Below are 14,785 nucleotides of genomic sequence, written 5' to 3' on the forward strand. Positions count from 1 at the left end.
AAAATGATGAATTTTCTACTCATCATTTTAGCTTTTTCTTTGTCATTGACTTAAAGTAGCCTCAATATCCCTTTTCGGCTTCATTACCGATATTGCCCAAATGAGAGCTAACAGAACTAATCCAATCGCACTAACTGCTAATGGGAATCTACCAATATCTTGGTTAAATATATTTTGAATCACTTGAAATCCAAATGGCCCTAATATCCCTCCAATACCTTGGCCCGCAACAACTAAACCTACACTAGAAGGAGCACCGACTGGAGTTAACTCAGAAACCCTAGTAAATACTCCTGGAATGCCAATTCCCATTGCAAAACCACCGAATACACTTCCAATTAAGATCATTGTTAGAGTTGGAGAGTAGTAACAGATGGCCATTCCAACACCGGTCATTAAAACAGCAAGCGGTAAATACATGGTTGGAAGTTTGTGTTTTATCTTCCCAAAAAGGAAACCAGCTATTAAAGTACCAAAAGTAAAGATGGATATTGCCAAACCAGCTTCTGTGGCATTACCTAATTTATCCGCTTGGATGACAACTGAAATATTTACTACATAGCCAAAAATTAGCGCTGAATAAAAGACCTGTCCGATACTTACCCAATAGATTGCTTTTGGCAATTTAATTTTTACGGCTGCCTGATTACTATCGGCTTTAGATACCTGTTTCTTCTCAGGCTCGGGCAGGTAAAGGATTGTAATAGCAAGAATCCAAATAGGGAACAGGTAGGTTAGGAAACCATAATGCCACCCATAAGCATCCGCTAAGATCCCTCCAACCAATTGGAAAAAAATCGCTCCGATACAGGCAATCGTTGATGTACCAAATCCAATCAAGAAATCTCTTTCTCTTCCATCAAAGAAATCTGTTATAACGTCCACCGATAACGGCATTGTAATCCCGACACCAAGTCCTAATATCCCTCTCATAGCAATTATCAACCATAGGTTATCAATAAATGTTGGAAGGACTCCTCCGATGATGAAGAGGCTTAAGCCGACAAACAATAGTGTTCGCTTCTTGAACATTTTGGAAAGTTTACCATAAAAGAGAGCAGGAACAATTTGTATTAATCCTGGGAAAGTAGCAACTAACATAACAATTGTGGGGTCATATTGCGGAAATGCCTTAATGATGTCAGCCATTATTGATCCTGCTACCCCTGCAGCTACATCTTGGAAAGCAAGAATAACAACCAAAAACTTAAGAAAATTTCTGCTGATGGTCTTTACTGCCATTGTTAAACCTCCCATATCATTTCATAAATGTTTTGAAATAGATAATGAATCCGCTTTCAAAATAAAATAAAAATTTCGAGCAGGTTGTTTTGTTGGCCATCAAAACAACAGAACTAAAATTTTAATTTTACGTTTATTACTTTTTTAATTGTATAAAACGGTAAAAAAAGCGCTTTCTTTTACTAACTGTAATTCTACATACCTAATAAATGCTTGTCAATATATTCTAAATATTTTTTATTTTTAGAATTAGAGTCGTTATTTCGCGAAAACACTAAAAAATGCCCTGAAAATTTCAGGGCATTTTTTACATATCGTTATCAAGTAAAATTTTACTGATAATCTTTGCTTATCGAGTCTATTTTTTATAATCTTTTCAAAAATTAGTAAAAAACTAACCAATCTGCTTAACCCACCAATTACTCCTCTGCTAACAATCGGTATTTTCCACTAAAATAGATTAATGGCTCAGAATCTTCAACTTTAAGATTGGTTACTTTGCCAATAAAAAGTGTGTGATCACCTTCATCATGCTCCGCTGATACTTCGCAAACAATTTGAGCAGTTGCTCTTGGTAAAACAGGTATACCCTCGAGGCGGTCAAACACAATTTCTTGTTGATTTTTCGACTGTCCCGCGAAAATCATTGATAATTCTTGTTGATCTGCCGCAAGTATATTGACTGAAAAGCTTTTACTTTGTTTTATTTTTTCAAGCATTTGTGCTTTTTCAGCAATTGAGATTACGACAAGTTTTGGATTTAGAGAAACAGACATGAATGCATTCGCAGTCATTCCATGGACATTTCCAGCCACTTCCGTTGCGACCACCGTTACCCCTGTTGCAAACTTTCCCATTGCGTTTCGAAATTGACGATCATCCATAATTTCACCTCGCTAATTTTTATTTTTCTTTATTACTTTTTTTTCAAACGACGATACATCCGATATCCTTTTCGCACCGCATCGACGATAAAAAATGGGATAGGAGGATGATATTTATATATATATGGTAAATAAATCTTGTAATAAGCTTTTTTTAAATCTTTCCATTTTTTGCAGTACCCTTGTTTATAAAAATCAGAAATATCAACAATATAACCTCTCCCCTCAAACATGACGACATTCTTGCCGTGAACATCATAGGGATTTAATCCAACTGACCTCGCATAATCCAAACCTGAATCAATATCCTTTATGACAGCTTCAGGGATTGGAACTCCCTTTACCACAGCATCAAACAAGGTAATACCGTTAAGCTTTTTTAGGATTAAATAATTTTCACCATAATCATAAAGTGAAGAATAACTTTTATGGTTTCCTAACCTCTTGTAAACATCAATTTCTTTTTTAAGCTCCTCGGGGCTTCGACCATAAACTTTTACCACCCACTCTGGATGTGCATCAAGTGTAAAGACCCCAGCATAATTGCCGCGCCCGATCGTTTTCCATAACGGTGACATATTTTTTACAATGATAGGGTCAAACGGACTGTCAGACGTTAATTGTATTCTTGGTAATAATTCTGTTTCTATTAAATTTATATACTCTGCTTTTTGCATTTGCACACCTTCTAATCTATTAGGCATTCATTTTTTGAATAGGGTCAATCTAAGAAATGATTTTCTCCACACATCTTACCATTATGTAAGATAAAATGTTCAATAAATTTATTCAAAATTTAATGGAAATTTCTTATAAGCCATTATACACTAATAGTTAACAGAAAAATTTAGTATTCATTTGGAAATCCCCTTTTACCACTCTTGTTGAGTATACGGGTAAAGGGATAAATAGAGAGGGTTGCCATGACTTTTCCCATTTTAAATACGAAAAGACTTAAATTAATTGAATTAACACATCAGCATGTTGATTATCTATACGAGATTTTATCATTAGAAGAAGTGACTCGTTTTTATGGAACAAATCGTTTTACTTTACCTGTCGAAGCTTCAAGATTAATTGATATGTTTCATAAGAACCTGGTTGATAAACGTGGGATCCGCTGGGGTATCAAATTAAAGGAAAATCAAAGGATCATCGGAACTGTTGGTCTTAATGGTTTACATCTAAAAAATAAGCGTGCAGAAATTGGTTATGAGCTTCATCCCGACTATTGGAGGATGGGCTATGGTTCAGAGGCGATTAAAGAAGTGATCCGCTTTAGTTTTAATCAATTGGATTTATTTCGAATTGGAGCTATAGTTTACCCTGAAAATGTGTCATCCATAAATTTACTAATTAAGCTAGGCTTCTCGAAGGAAGGATTACTACGAGGGTATATCAATCAAAATGAGCAATTTCATGATACGTTTTTATTATCATTATTAAAACCAGAATGGATGAGAAGCCAGGTTTAATATCCTGGCTTTTCTTATTCCTGAAAGTATTCTTTCATTGCTTTAGCGTTTTTTACTTCCGTATTATGATAATACGGATTATTTTCTGAAGCATCTTTTGGGTCAAGATTTGTTTTAATAACTAACATTGGCGAAGGAGAACTTTCAGCGATAATTCTGTCATTTAATTGTTCAAAATCAGGCATATTTTTATTTCCAGGCTGTCTCGGTTCCATAGTAACACCTCCTTAAAATAGCTTGCTGATTTTAGCATCTAATCATTCTAAAATCAGAACTTTTCCATCCTTTTTACGAAAAAAGAAAAAAACTAGGAAGTAAAAACCTCCTAGTTAGTTTTATTCTTCTTCTGAGCCGACTAAGAAATCAGGATTTAACTCCTCGAATTCTTCATCGTCTACGTCCATTCCCCACTCATCGTCATTGTCCTTGCAGCCTTCAGAACTGACGCGAACACAAACCTTAGTCTCGCCAATCACTTCTACAAGGAATTCCCTTTCGACATGGACGATGATTCTGTTACCATTAGGGGAAATGACCGCTTCACAGCAATTAGGCTGCTGCAGCACTCGAGCACTTATTTCATTGTCATCGAGGCAGTCATGGTCACGATACTTTAACTTAATGACATCTGTATATTGGACACGTTCTGTAACAACTTCTGTTTTGGTATTATCATTAAATGAATACCAAACATTGATGTCGTATGAGCCATGTATCTCTACAGTTTTACCAACCTTTTTCGCATTGTATTTATGGTTGATGATCCAACAGCCAAGTATACTTGTTGGACTATGCGCCGGGCTAATCGTATGATTGGACTGGGTGAATTTACGTCCTTTCGCTACTACGGCCTTGGTAATTATCTCTCTATAGTCTCCCATTTCGCGCGAACCCTCCTCATTCATTTTCATTTCATCGTATGCATGATATAAGACTAGTGTGATTTTTATTTTGATGAGTACTGGATAAAAGTTTAGTCATAGTTCATTTTATGCGGGATTTATAGGTGTGTGCCTTCCTGGCCTGTACTTAAAACGAAGGTTAATAAAATGGCAGGAATCAGGGGAATATAAAAGTGGATTAGATTTATAAAAAGGGCTCTGTTCAACTCTGTTAAACCTGGCTGTTGATTTTCGCTCCAGGCGATGCGCTTTCCGCTCCAATCAACTTGGTTATAAATCAACATTGACCTTTAACACTGCAAAAAAAAAGCCAGGCTTTGTTAAAAGCCTGACTAGAATATTAATGATCGTGATCGCAATCGTCGTGACCTTCACAAGCACCGCCGCCATTTTGCATGCTAGATCCAGTTTCTCCTAACAATACATCGCCGCCCGTTGAAATGATAATTTCATCGGTTACAGTATTCGAAATGGTTGAGGCAATGATTTGTAGCAATTCATTCACTTCTAATTGTGATTGTTTGAAATCCTGGACCACAGGTATTTCATCCAACTCTTGCTCAATTGAAGCAATTTTATCTTCTACCTTTTTTAGTGCTTCTGGTTTTCCATAATGCTGAAGGTTTACAGCCTGCTTTTGCAATCCCTTAATGTCAGCTATTAAGGTATGAACTTTCTTATTTTCATTTAATTGAGCCTCTGCTCGTTTAAAAAAGTCAACTTCTTCTGTTTCTGCAATCATCCGTGCTAAATCAGTTGCACGTGCAACGATATCGTCTTTTGTATATTTCGCCACTTTACTTCACCTCTGCTGGTTCTAGTTCTTCCACCATTTCTCCGTTTAATGACCATGTTTTTGCTTGTGTAATTTTCACTTTTACAATCTTGCCAATCGCTGATTTTGGTGCAACAAAGTTTACAAGCTTACTCCTAGAAGTGTAGCCTGCAAGAACATCAGGATTGTTTTTACTTTCCCCTTCAACAAGAACTTCAAGGATTTGGCCTTCATGTTTTTTCATAGCTTCTAATGAAAGCTCATTCACAAGAGCGTTTAGGCGTTGTAAACGCGCTTTCTTCACTTCCATCGGAACGTTATCCTCCATTTTTGCAGCTGGAGTACCTTCACGCGGAGAATAAATAAATGTATATGCTAATTCATAACCAACTTCACGATAGAGGGACATCGTTTCTTCAAACTGTTCGTCTGTTTCGTTCGGATAACCAACGATAATATCCGTTGTTAAAGCAACATTCGGAATGGCCGCTTTGATTTTTTTAACAAGCTCTAAATATTGTTCTCTTGTATATTTACGAGCCATGATTTTTAACACATCAGTTGATCCTGATTGCACTGGCAAATGGATATGATCCATTAAATTGCCGCCTTTAGCAAGGACCTCAATTAGACGATCATCAAAGTCACGCGGGTGGCTTGTTGTAAAACGAATCCGTGGAATATCAATTTTTCGCAATTCATCCATCAGTTCACCAAGTCCATAAGTTCCGTCCTCTAAATCTTTCCCATAGGCATTCACGTTTTGACCAAGCAAAGTAACTTCTTGGTAGCCTTGTGCTGCTAGATGACGAACTTCTTGGATAATTTCTTCTGGACGTCGGCTTCGTTCTTTCCCACGTGTAAAAGGTACGATACAATACGTACAGAATTTATCACAGCCGTACATGATGTTAACCCATGCTTTAATATTTCCACGGCGTACTTTTGGAAGGTTTTCAATCACGTCGCCTTCTTTTGACCATACTTCAACAACCATTTCTTTTGACATATATGCTTCATGCAATATATTTGGTAAACGATGAATATTATGGGTACCAAAAATCATATCGACCTGATGGTAGGTTTTGAGAATCTTATTAACTACAGATTCCTCTTGAGACATACATCCACAAACACCGATAAGTAAATCAGGCTTTTCCAATTTCAAGGACTTTAAATGGCCCAGTTCACCGAACACTTTATTTTCTGCGTTCTCTCTGATCGCACATGTATTTAAAAGAATGACATTGGCATCCTCCGTGCTGTCGGTTGGTTCATAGCCTAATGCTAAGAAAATCCCAGCCATTACTTCAGTATCATGTTCGTTCATTTGGCAGCCATAAGTACGGATATAAAATTTCCGCCCCTCGCCCATTCCACGAAATTCTTCAGAAATAGAAAAATCATTATGGTACTTTACTTCTTCTTTTCCGCGTTTCTTCGCTTCTGTTAAAGAAGGTGCAGTAATTACTTGTTCAAAGTACTTGCTGTAATCCTTGGCGGATTTTTTGTCCGAAGAATTAACAGACTCGACTTTCTGACCTTCTAAACGTTGTTTTTCATTCATTTGTTCAAATGCCCCTTTCTTTTCATATTACGTAATTCATCTATTAAATTTTTAAGATTTTAATCTGTGCAAAAGATGAATGAAGACTTCAGACTTTCTCCGCACATTATTATAGTATAAAGGTTAACTTGATTGAAAACAATAGAAATCCCGTGACGTCAAGTCACGGGATTTTGCTTGTATCATTAAATAAATTCAGAAACTAATTTATCAAAATAATTTTGGTCAAGATTAAGGTCAGCTTTTGATAACGGAGCTTCCGAGTAGCCCGTGATCAGTTCTTGATAAGACTTACGCTCAGTATTTTGATAAATAAGTCCTGTAACAAGACCATTATGCTTCATTAATGTCTGCATCGCATCTTCGCGATTTGAAGGGTCATAACCCTCTATATCACTAAGTTTTGTTAGATTTTCTTTAAACCAATCATAGGTGTTCACTTTGTTATAAGTAACACATGGGCTGAAAACATTGATTAAAGAAAATCCTTTGTGTTTTAAACCGGCTTCAATTAAGGCAGTTAAATCTTTTAGATCTGTAGAGAAACTTTGTGCAACAAATGTTGCTCCTACAGTCAACGCCATTTCCATCGGAGAAATTGATTGCTCAATCGACCCCATCGGAGTTGACTTTGTTTTAAAGCCAGTAGCTGAACGTGGAGAAGTTTGACCTTTAGTCAAACCATATATTTGGTTATCCATAACGATATAAGTTATATCAAGATTACGACGAATGGCATGAATCGTATGCCCCATCCCGATCGCATAACCGTCACCGTCACCACCAGAGGCGATAACAGTTAAATCACGATTAGCCATTTTAACACCTTGTGCGATTGGAAGTGAACGACCATGAATCCCATGGAAGCCATATGAATTAATATAACCGGAAATACGTCCTGAACAGCCGATTCCAGAAATTACAGCTAAGTTTTCTGGCTCTAAGCCTACATTTGCTGCCGCACGTTGCATTGCCGCTTGTACGGAGAAGTCGCCACAGCCAGGGCACCAGTTCGGTTTTACATTGTTACGAAAGTCTTTAAAAGTGGCCATTTAGAACAACTCCTTACATTTTGTATATACTTCGTGTGGTAGGAACGGATTGCCATCATATTTAAGATGCTTAGTAATTTTTTCAGCATGTCCAACATTCATTTTCATAATGTTGGCTAATTGTCCAGTTGCATTGTTTTCCACTACAACAACTTTCTTCGCAGAACGAACAAGCGGAAGAACTTCGTCAGTTGGGAACGGATGGATCAAACGAATATGGGCATGATTTACTTTTAAGCCGTCTTTCTCTAAACGAGTCATTGCTTCTTCAATAACACCACGAGTCGAGTTAAAACCTACAAATAGTACATCAGCATCTTCGTGCTTAACATTCTTATATACTGGTGTATTAAAGCGGATATTTTCGACCTTACGGAAACGCTTATCCATTTGTGCAATTCGGTTTGGAGCAGATTCCGATGGTTTACCAGTCTCATCATGCTCGACACCTGTTACGTGATGAATACCATTTTTCATACCAGGGATTACTCGTGGAGAGACTCCGTCCACTGTTACTTCATAGCGTTTAAAATAAGCATTGTTTTCGTTAGCGGGTATGTCTTCTGTTACTAATTTTCCACGTCTGATTTCAACCTTGTCATAATTTAATGGTTCAACCGTTTGTTTACCCAGGGATAATTGTAGGTCAGATAAAATAATGACTGGACATTGATATTCTTCTGCTAAATTGAATGCTTCAGCTGTATCATAGAATGCTTCTTCAACAGTGCTTGGAGCCATTACAATTTTCGGAATTTCACCATGTGTTCCATAAATCATCGCCATAAGGTCTGATTGTTCTTGTTTTGTTGGTAATCCTGTTGATGGACCGCCACGTTGCGTGTCAACAATTACTAGTGGCGTTTCAGTAATACCTGAGAGGCCAATTGCTTCCATTTTTAAAGATAATCCTGGACCTGCTGAAGCAGTAATTGTACGAACACCGCCGTAGTTTGCTCCAATTGCCATTGTACATGCAGCAATTTCATCTTCGGTTTGAATGACAGTTCCACCTAGTGCAGGTAGCTTTTTAATCAAATATTCCATTATTTCAGAAGCTGGTGTAATTGGGTAGGCTGCCATAAAACGGCATCCGCCTGCAATAGCTCCAAGAGCAATAGCGTCATTTCCTATCATGAACATCCGCTTTTTGCCATCAGCCTTTTCAAGCTCCATTGTTTGGATGCCAACTGCAAGATTTTCCTTCATTTTATCAAAGCCAGCTTTGATCGCATCCATATTTTTTGCAACTACTTGGTCGCCTTTTTTACCAAAAATCTCGCGAACTACTACTTCAAATACATTAATATCTAAGTCTAATACGGCAGAAGTTGCACCAATTGCAACCATGTTTTTCATTAGAGAAGTTCCGAGCTCTGTCGCAATTTCAGTAAATGGAACCGCATACAATGTGGCTTCAGTATCTTCCGGCTTCTTTGGATTGAATTTTGCATCAGCAAGGATTACTCCATTACTGTGTAATTCTTTGTAATTTACATCAATAGTTTCCTGGTCAAATGCTACAAGGATATCTAAGTCATCAGAAATAGAACGAACTTCTGTAGTACTAACTCTGATTTTATTGTTGGTATGACCACCTTTAATACGTGAAGAAAAGTGACGATAACCATACAAGTAATATCCCAGGCGATTCAGTGCAATAGCAAAGATTTCCCCAGTACTTTCAATACCTTCCCCTTGTTGTCCTCCAACTTTCCATGAAAGTTGATTGATCATGACTTACACCCCTTTGGATATGTAAAAATAAGTAGTTTTGATGATCCATTTATTAGTTTAGCACTATTCCGAGTAAATCACTAGAAATTAGCCCATTTTATATAAAAAGACTAATAAAAAGTAGAAAGGATATGTACTAAACGCTTACAATTCTAGACCTATGAACTAAAAATTGCAACCCTTTAAAGCGAAATAATGTCTAAAATATGAATATTTTTTTATTATTTGAAATATACTTGCTTTCTACAAGATAACAAATAAAAAAACATGATTTATCCGCATTATACGGCGTTTTGCAATATTAATTCAAGCTATGCACATTCATGATTTGAATTTTAAAAATTATTAAAGGTTATGGTAGAATAATACTTTAATAAGTAAATATCATTTAATACCAATTAGTGAGAAATAAAACCTAAAAAATACCTGCTTGCAAAACAAGCAGGTAAAGGTAAATGTCCTTTTGTTTGGTCTCCTATAAATAGTCTATCTCTTTCAACGTGGTTCTACAATTAGCTTGATAGCTGTGCGTTCTTCCCCGTCAATTAAAATATCGGTAAACGCAGGGATACAGATTAAATCAACTCCGCTAGGTGCTACAAATCCTCGAGCAATCGCTACTGCCTTTACGGCTTGATTCAATGCACCCGCCCCAATTGCCTGTATTTCCGCTGCACCTCTTTCACGCAGAACCCCGGCAAGCGCACCAGCTACAGAATTAGGATTAGATTTTGCTGAAACTTTTAATATATCCATTTCTAGCTCCTCCTTAGAAAATCCCGATCCCGCATGAGCAGTTTCATGAACAAATCAGGTTATAACATTCCACTGCTACTATATTCATTTGTCAAAAAACATATTCCGGCTTGGACGAAAAAATTAGAAAAGCGGAGGCGCCCGGTTAGCAGCGTATGGACTGGAGCGCTTTGACTGAGATAAAGGAAACACGGAGAGCGAAGCGATTCGATGTTGACTTATCGTAGGGAAAAGAGCGAAGTCCACTAGCTGCTAGGCGCATGAGCTAGACACTGTTCAAAGATATTTAGTAACAAAAAAATAAGAGCAAATGAAATTTGCTCTTAAGAGTAAAACGGATGGTCATCATTTATTAAAATGGGCTGTATCTTTTTTGTTAAGCCTGTTTTACGATCTAATTCAATCATAACTGCACTTAATTGATTTCTTCCTGCGGTTGCCACTTCAAACCGGACTGGCAGGCTGGTTAGGAACCTTTTAAGGACTGCTTCTCTCTCCACCCCTAAAATGCCATCATACGGCCCTGTCATCCCTACATCAGATAAATATCCTGTGCCTCCCGGTAAAACCCGGTTATCGGCCGTTTGAACATGTGTATGTGTCCCCACAACGGCAGAGACCCTTCCATCTAAATACCAACCCATTGCCTGTTTCTCACTTGTTACTTCCGCATGAAAATCCACAAAAATATATGGGGTTCTCTCCCTGGCAATTTCAACTAATTCGTCAGCTTTCTTAAAAGGACAATCCAATGGAGCCATAAAGGTTCGACCCTGCAGATTTATTACAGCAACTTCTAAATCATTGACTTTAAAAAAAGCCATACCTTTCCCTGGTGTTCCTTCTGGAAAATTCGCTGGTCTAACCATATTTTTTGCAGAACCGATAAATTCAAAAATTTCACGATTATCCCATGTGTGATTACCCAGTGTTACCGCCTGTGCCCCATACCCTAAGAATTCACGATAGATTTTTTCAGTAATCCCCTTGCCTCCTGCTGCATTCTCCCCATTGATAATAGTAAAGTGAGGACGATATTTTTCTTTTAATTTTGGCAAATATTCCTTCACCATGTCCCGGCCTGGTGAACCGACAACATCACCGATAAAAAGTAGATTCATTTTGGTCCCTTTCGTTAAAAAAATTGTTATTGTATAAATTGTATCACATTCAGACTTTATTTAATCGGATAAGGTGCTGCAAAAAATAAAGCGGTGCATGCGCACCGCTTTATTTTGCGTATTCAACAGCCCGTGTCTCACGAATAACTGTAACTTTAATATGACCTGGATAATCAAGCTCTTCTTCAATGCGCTTACGAATATCGCGTGCTAATCGATGAGCAGCAAGATCATCAACTGAATCCGGTCTAACTATAATACGTACCTCTCGACCTGCTTGAATGGCAAAGGATTTCTCTACACCTTCATAGGATTCCGAAATCTCCTCTAACTTTTCAAGACGGCGAATATAGTTTTCAAGCGTCTCACTACGTGCACCTGGTCTTGCAGCTGATAAGGCATCTGCTGCTGCAACTAAAACGGCTATGATAGATGTAGCCTCTGTATCCCCATGATGGGAAGCAATACTATTGATTACTACCGGATGTTCCTTGTATTTAGTTGCAAGTTCAACACCAATTTCAACATGGCTGCCTTCTACTTCATGGTCGATGGCTTTCCCAATATCATGAAGCAAGCCCGCACGACGTGCCAAAGTTTCATCTTGGCCAAGTTCAGCGGCAAGTAAACCAGACAGTTGCGCAACTTCCATTGAATGCTTTAATACGTTTTGCCCGTAACTAGTACGGAATTTTAAGCGACCAAGAATTTTGATCAGATCTGGATGGAGTCCATGAACACCCACTTCAAAGGTGGTTTGCTCACCCACTTCACGGATATACTCATCTACTTCGCGACGTGATTTTTCTACCATTTCCTCAATTCGTGCCGGATGGATACGCCCGTCTTGGACCAATTTCTCCAGTGCTAAGCGAGCCGTTTCGCGACGAATAGGATCAAAACCTGATAGAATTACAGCTTCAGGAGTATCATCAATGATTAAATCAATTCCTGTTAACGTTTCAAGCGTACGAATATTTCTTCCTTCACGGCCAATAATACGGCCCTTCATTTCGTCATTTGGCAGGTTGACGACAGAGACAGTCGTTTCCGCAACATGGTCAGCAGCGCAACGCTGGATTGCTAACGAAAGTATTTCCTTTGCTTTCTTGTCGGCTTCCTCTTTTGCACGATTTTCGCTTTCCTTGATCATTATCGCAGTGTCAGTGGTAAGTTCCTGCTCCATTCGATCAATAATGATTGTTTTTGCTTCCTCGCGCGTTAAGCTCGATATTCGTTCGAGTTCAGTTTGTTGTTTTCGTACTAACTCGTCCACTTTGCTTTCCATCTCTTCAATATGCTGTTGTCTTTGGTTTAGAGAATCATCCTTCTTTTCTAAAAGATTTTCACGCTTGTTTAACGTTTCCTCTTTTCGATCTAAATTCTCTTCTCTTTGCAGTAAACGGTTTTCTTGTTTTTGCATTTCATTTCTTCGTTCACGAACCTCACGCTCTGCTTCAGTCCGAAGCTTGTGAATTTCATCCTTTGCTTCTAGCAAAGCTTCCTTTTTCAATGAATCAGCATCACGTTTAGCATCTTCAAGAATCTGCTCTGCAGCATTCTTTGCACCTGCTACTTTTGCATCAGCAATGGATTTATGAACAAAATAGCCAACAACGGCACCGACGATAAGGCCAAGCAAAATGGAGATGATTGTAATTGGTTCCATCGTTACACCTCCTCTTGCTATGAACTTTTGTTACATTTTTTAAGTGTCGGCATGTACATTGTTTAGACTCAACATACAGCAAGCACCAAGGCTTTTTTCGAATTGTAATAATACCAAAAATGTAAAATATACATGTTAATTGTAAAGGTGGGAATATTCATTGTCAAGGCTTAGTCCTATTGGCTTTTTGAAATATTTAGAATAGGACATCATTTATTCATCCTAAAGGCTAAAATCCATTGGAGTTTAACAAATAAATCTGTTAAACTCGGCTGTTGATCTCCGCTTCAGGCGCTTCGCGTTCCTCGGGTACTATCCGCCTCCTCGGCCTCGGCCTCCCGCAGGAGTCTTCGTGCCTTCTGCTCCAATCAACTTGCTAAAAAATCAAAAATGACCTTTAACACAGCCTAACAAATAAAAATTTGTATAAAAATAACATTATGTAAAAAAGAGCAAAACCATAAATAGCTTTGCTCATCTACATTAGTCTATTAATTCAAATTGTTCATCATCGTCTTTCTCAGTGACAAATTTTTCACCATCTAAACCATAATGTTCACGGATTTTCCCTTGAATTTCGAGGCGAACATCTGGATTTTCCTTCAAGTATAGCTTTGCATTTTCACGGCCTTGACCTAATCTTTCAGAATTATAGGAGTACCATGATCCGCTCTTTTCAACGATATCTAATTCTGCGCCTAGATCAATGATTTCGCCTTCTTTAGAAATCCCTTCACCATACATGATATCTACTTCAGCAGTACGGAAAGGAGGAGCGACTTTATTCTTAACTATTTTTATCTTTGTCTTATTACCTACAATATCATTTCCCTGCTTTAACGCCTCTGCACGACGAACTTCAATACGGACGGTGGAATAGAATTTCAATGCACGTCCACCTGGTGTTGTCTCGGGGTTTCCAAACATAACGCCAATTTTTTCGCGAACTTGGTTAATAAAGATGGCGATGGTCTTCGATTTATTGATGGCTCCAGATAATTTACGTAGGGCTTGCGACATCAAACGAGCCTGTAAGCCCATGTGAGAATCTCCCATTTCGCCTTCAATTTCCGCTTTTGGAACTAATGCTGCTACTGAGTCGACTACAATAATATCAATTGCACCACTTCGTACTAATGCTTCTGCGATTTCAAGCGCTTGTTCACCCGTATCTGGCTGTGATAGCAATAACTCATCAATGTTAACACCTAATTTTTGGGCATACGCTGGGTCAAGGGCATGTTCAGCATCTATAAATGCTGCTTGTCCGCCATTTGCTTGAACTTCAGCAATCGCATGCAAAGCAACCGTGGTTTTACCTGAGCTCTCAGGACCATAAACTTCGATAATACGCCCTCTAGGATATCCACCCACTCCAAGTGCTGCATCAAGTGCTAACGAGCCACTCGGACTCGTTAAAATCCTCGTATCTGTTTTCTCTCCCATTTTCATGACAGAACCTTTACCAAATTGCTTTTCTATTTGCTTTAACGCCATTTCTAAGGCCGCTTTACGATCATTACTCACGAATCTTTTCCTCCCTTATATAAAAACAAGCAAATTGCTATAATCTATTAAATTAATTCCTACTAATAATATAACCGC

General features: G+C 38.1%; 14 protein-coding genes. 1 reads left to right on the forward strand and 13 read right to left on the reverse strand.

The window, feature by feature from the left end:
- Window positions 1–42: 42 nt before the first annotated feature.
- From AB7942_RS00420 to AB7942_RS00430, 3 genes are all read right to left on the reverse strand, one after another.
- Window positions 43–1,242, reverse strand: coding sequence for an MFS transporter (locus AB7942_RS00420; RefSeq protein WP_335719306.1), 1,200 nt, complete (start codon window positions 1,240–1,242; stop codon window positions 43–45).
- Between the two features lie 419 nt (window positions 1,243–1,661).
- Entirely contained in the window at window positions 1,662–2,126 is a 465-nt protein-coding gene (locus tag AB7942_RS00425) for a flavin reductase family protein (protein ID WP_369445424.1), read from the reverse strand.
- 32 nt (window positions 2,127–2,158) lie between these two features.
- Window positions 2,159–2,803, reverse strand: a complete 645-nt coding sequence (locus AB7942_RS00430) for a protein kinase family protein (RefSeq protein ID WP_369445425.1) — start codon at window positions 2,801–2,803, stop codon at window positions 2,159–2,161.
- Window positions 2,804–3,049: 246 nt separating this feature from the next.
- Here AB7942_RS00430 and AB7942_RS00435 point away from each other — a divergent pair, with 246 nt between their 5' ends.
- Complete coding sequence (locus AB7942_RS00435) at window positions 3,050–3,601, forward strand: GNAT family N-acetyltransferase (protein WP_369445426.1); 552 nt, start codon at window positions 3,050–3,052, stop codon at window positions 3,599–3,601.
- 14 nt (window positions 3,602–3,615) lie between these two features.
- On the opposite strand, the gene AB7942_RS00440 is transcribed toward AB7942_RS00435, so the two are convergent.
- From AB7942_RS00440 to recA, 10 genes are all read right to left on the reverse strand, one after another.
- Window positions 3,616–3,816 carry a hypothetical protein gene (locus AB7942_RS00440; RefSeq protein ID WP_168242806.1) on the reverse strand — a complete coding sequence of 67 codons (201 nt, stop codon included), beginning with the start codon at window positions 3,814–3,816 and terminating at the stop codon, window positions 3,616–3,618.
- Between the two features lie 120 nt (window positions 3,817–3,936).
- Window positions 3,937–4,482: an outer spore coat protein CotE gene (locus AB7942_RS00445; RefSeq protein ID WP_088086429.1), complete on the reverse strand. Its 546-nt coding sequence runs from the start codon at window positions 4,480–4,482 to the stop codon at window positions 3,937–3,939.
- Window positions 4,483–4,843: 361 nt separating this feature from the next.
- A complete protein-coding gene (locus AB7942_RS00450) occupies window positions 4,844–5,299 on the reverse strand; it encodes a YlbF/YmcA family competence regulator (protein ID WP_088086428.1) in 456 nt (151 codons plus the stop codon).
- Window position 5,300: 1 nt separating this feature from the next.
- Window positions 5,301–6,845 (reverse strand): tRNA (N6-isopentenyl adenosine(37)-C2)-methylthiotransferase MiaB, encoded by a 1,545-nt coding sequence (miaB, locus tag AB7942_RS00455; RefSeq protein WP_098932986.1) that lies wholly within the window; start codon window positions 6,843–6,845, stop codon window positions 5,301–5,303.
- A gap of 185 nt (window positions 6,846–7,030) precedes the next feature.
- Window positions 7,031–7,897, reverse strand: a complete 867-nt coding sequence (locus tag AB7942_RS00460) for a 2-oxoacid:ferredoxin oxidoreductase subunit beta (RefSeq protein WP_088086426.1) — start codon at window positions 7,895–7,897, stop codon at window positions 7,031–7,033.
- Complete coding sequence (locus AB7942_RS00465; RefSeq protein WP_369445427.1) at window positions 7,898–9,634, reverse strand: 2-oxoacid:acceptor oxidoreductase subunit alpha; 1,737 nt, start codon at window positions 9,632–9,634, stop codon at window positions 7,898–7,900.
- A gap of 495 nt (window positions 9,635–10,129) precedes the next feature.
- Entirely contained in the window at window positions 10,130–10,390 is a 261-nt protein-coding gene (spoVS, locus tag AB7942_RS00470; RefSeq protein WP_026566505.1) for a stage V sporulation protein SpoVS, read from the reverse strand.
- A 323-nt stretch (window positions 10,391–10,713) separates the two neighbouring features.
- The gene (locus AB7942_RS00475; protein WP_088086424.1) at window positions 10,714–11,511 is read right to left on the reverse strand and encodes a TIGR00282 family metallophosphoesterase; all 798 of its coding nucleotides are present in this window, start codon (window positions 11,509–11,511) and stop codon (window positions 10,714–10,716) included.
- 109 nt (window positions 11,512–11,620) lie between these two features.
- On the reverse strand, window positions 11,621–13,180 hold the full coding sequence (rny, locus tag AB7942_RS00480) for a ribonuclease Y (protein WP_335439753.1): 1,560 nt from the start codon (window positions 13,178–13,180) through the stop codon (window positions 11,621–11,623).
- A gap of 483 nt (window positions 13,181–13,663) precedes the next feature.
- Window positions 13,664–14,707, reverse strand: coding sequence for a recombinase RecA (recA, locus tag AB7942_RS00485; RefSeq protein WP_088086422.1), 1,044 nt, complete (start codon window positions 14,705–14,707; stop codon window positions 13,664–13,666).
- Between the last annotated feature and the right edge of the window lie 78 nt (window positions 14,708–14,785).

It is taken from the genome of Neobacillus sp. BF23-41 (assembly GCF_041106275.1).

Bases quoted from the DNA above. Each gene is read 5' to 3' on its own strand.
- AB7942_RS00420 (WP_335719306.1), bottom strand. From the start codon at position 1,242: ATGGCAGTAAAGACCATCAGCAGAAATTTTCTTAAGTTTTTGGTTGTT.
- AB7942_RS00425 (WP_369445424.1), bottom strand. From the start codon at position 2,126: ATGGATGATCGTCAATTTCGAAACGCAATGGGAAAGTTTGCAACAGGG.
- AB7942_RS00430 (WP_369445425.1), bottom strand. From the start codon at position 2,803: ATGCAAAAAGCAGAGTATATAAATTTAATAGAAACAGAATTATTACCA.
- AB7942_RS00435 (WP_369445426.1), top strand. From the start codon at position 3,050: ATGACTTTTCCCATTTTAAATACGAAAAGACTTAAATTAATTGAATTA.
- AB7942_RS00440 (WP_168242806.1), bottom strand. From the start codon at position 3,816: ATGGAACCGAGACAGCCTGGAAATAAAAATATGCCTGATTTTGAACAA.
- AB7942_RS00445 (WP_088086429.1), bottom strand. From the start codon at position 4,482: ATGGGAGACTATAGAGAGATAATTACCAAGGCCGTAGTAGCGAAAGGA.
- miaB (WP_098932986.1), bottom strand. From the start codon at position 6,845: ATGAATGAAAAACAACGTTTAGAAGGTCAGAAAGTCGAGTCTGTTAAT.
- AB7942_RS00460 (WP_088086426.1), bottom strand. From the start codon at position 7,897: ATGGCCACTTTTAAAGACTTTCGTAACAATGTAAAACCGAACTGGTGC.
- AB7942_RS00465 (WP_369445427.1), bottom strand. From the start codon at position 9,634: ATGATCAATCAACTTTCATGGAAAGTTGGAGGACAACAAGGGGAAGGT.
- spoVS (WP_026566505.1), bottom strand. From the start codon at position 10,390: ATGGATATATTAAAAGTTTCAGCAAAATCTAATCCTAATTCTGTAGCT.
- AB7942_RS00475 (WP_088086424.1), bottom strand. From the start codon at position 11,511: ATGAATCTACTTTTTATCGGTGATGTTGTCGGTTCACCAGGCCGGGAC.
- rny (WP_335439753.1), bottom strand. From the start codon at position 13,180: ATGGAACCAATTACAATCATCTCCATTTTGCTTGGCCTTATCGTCGGT.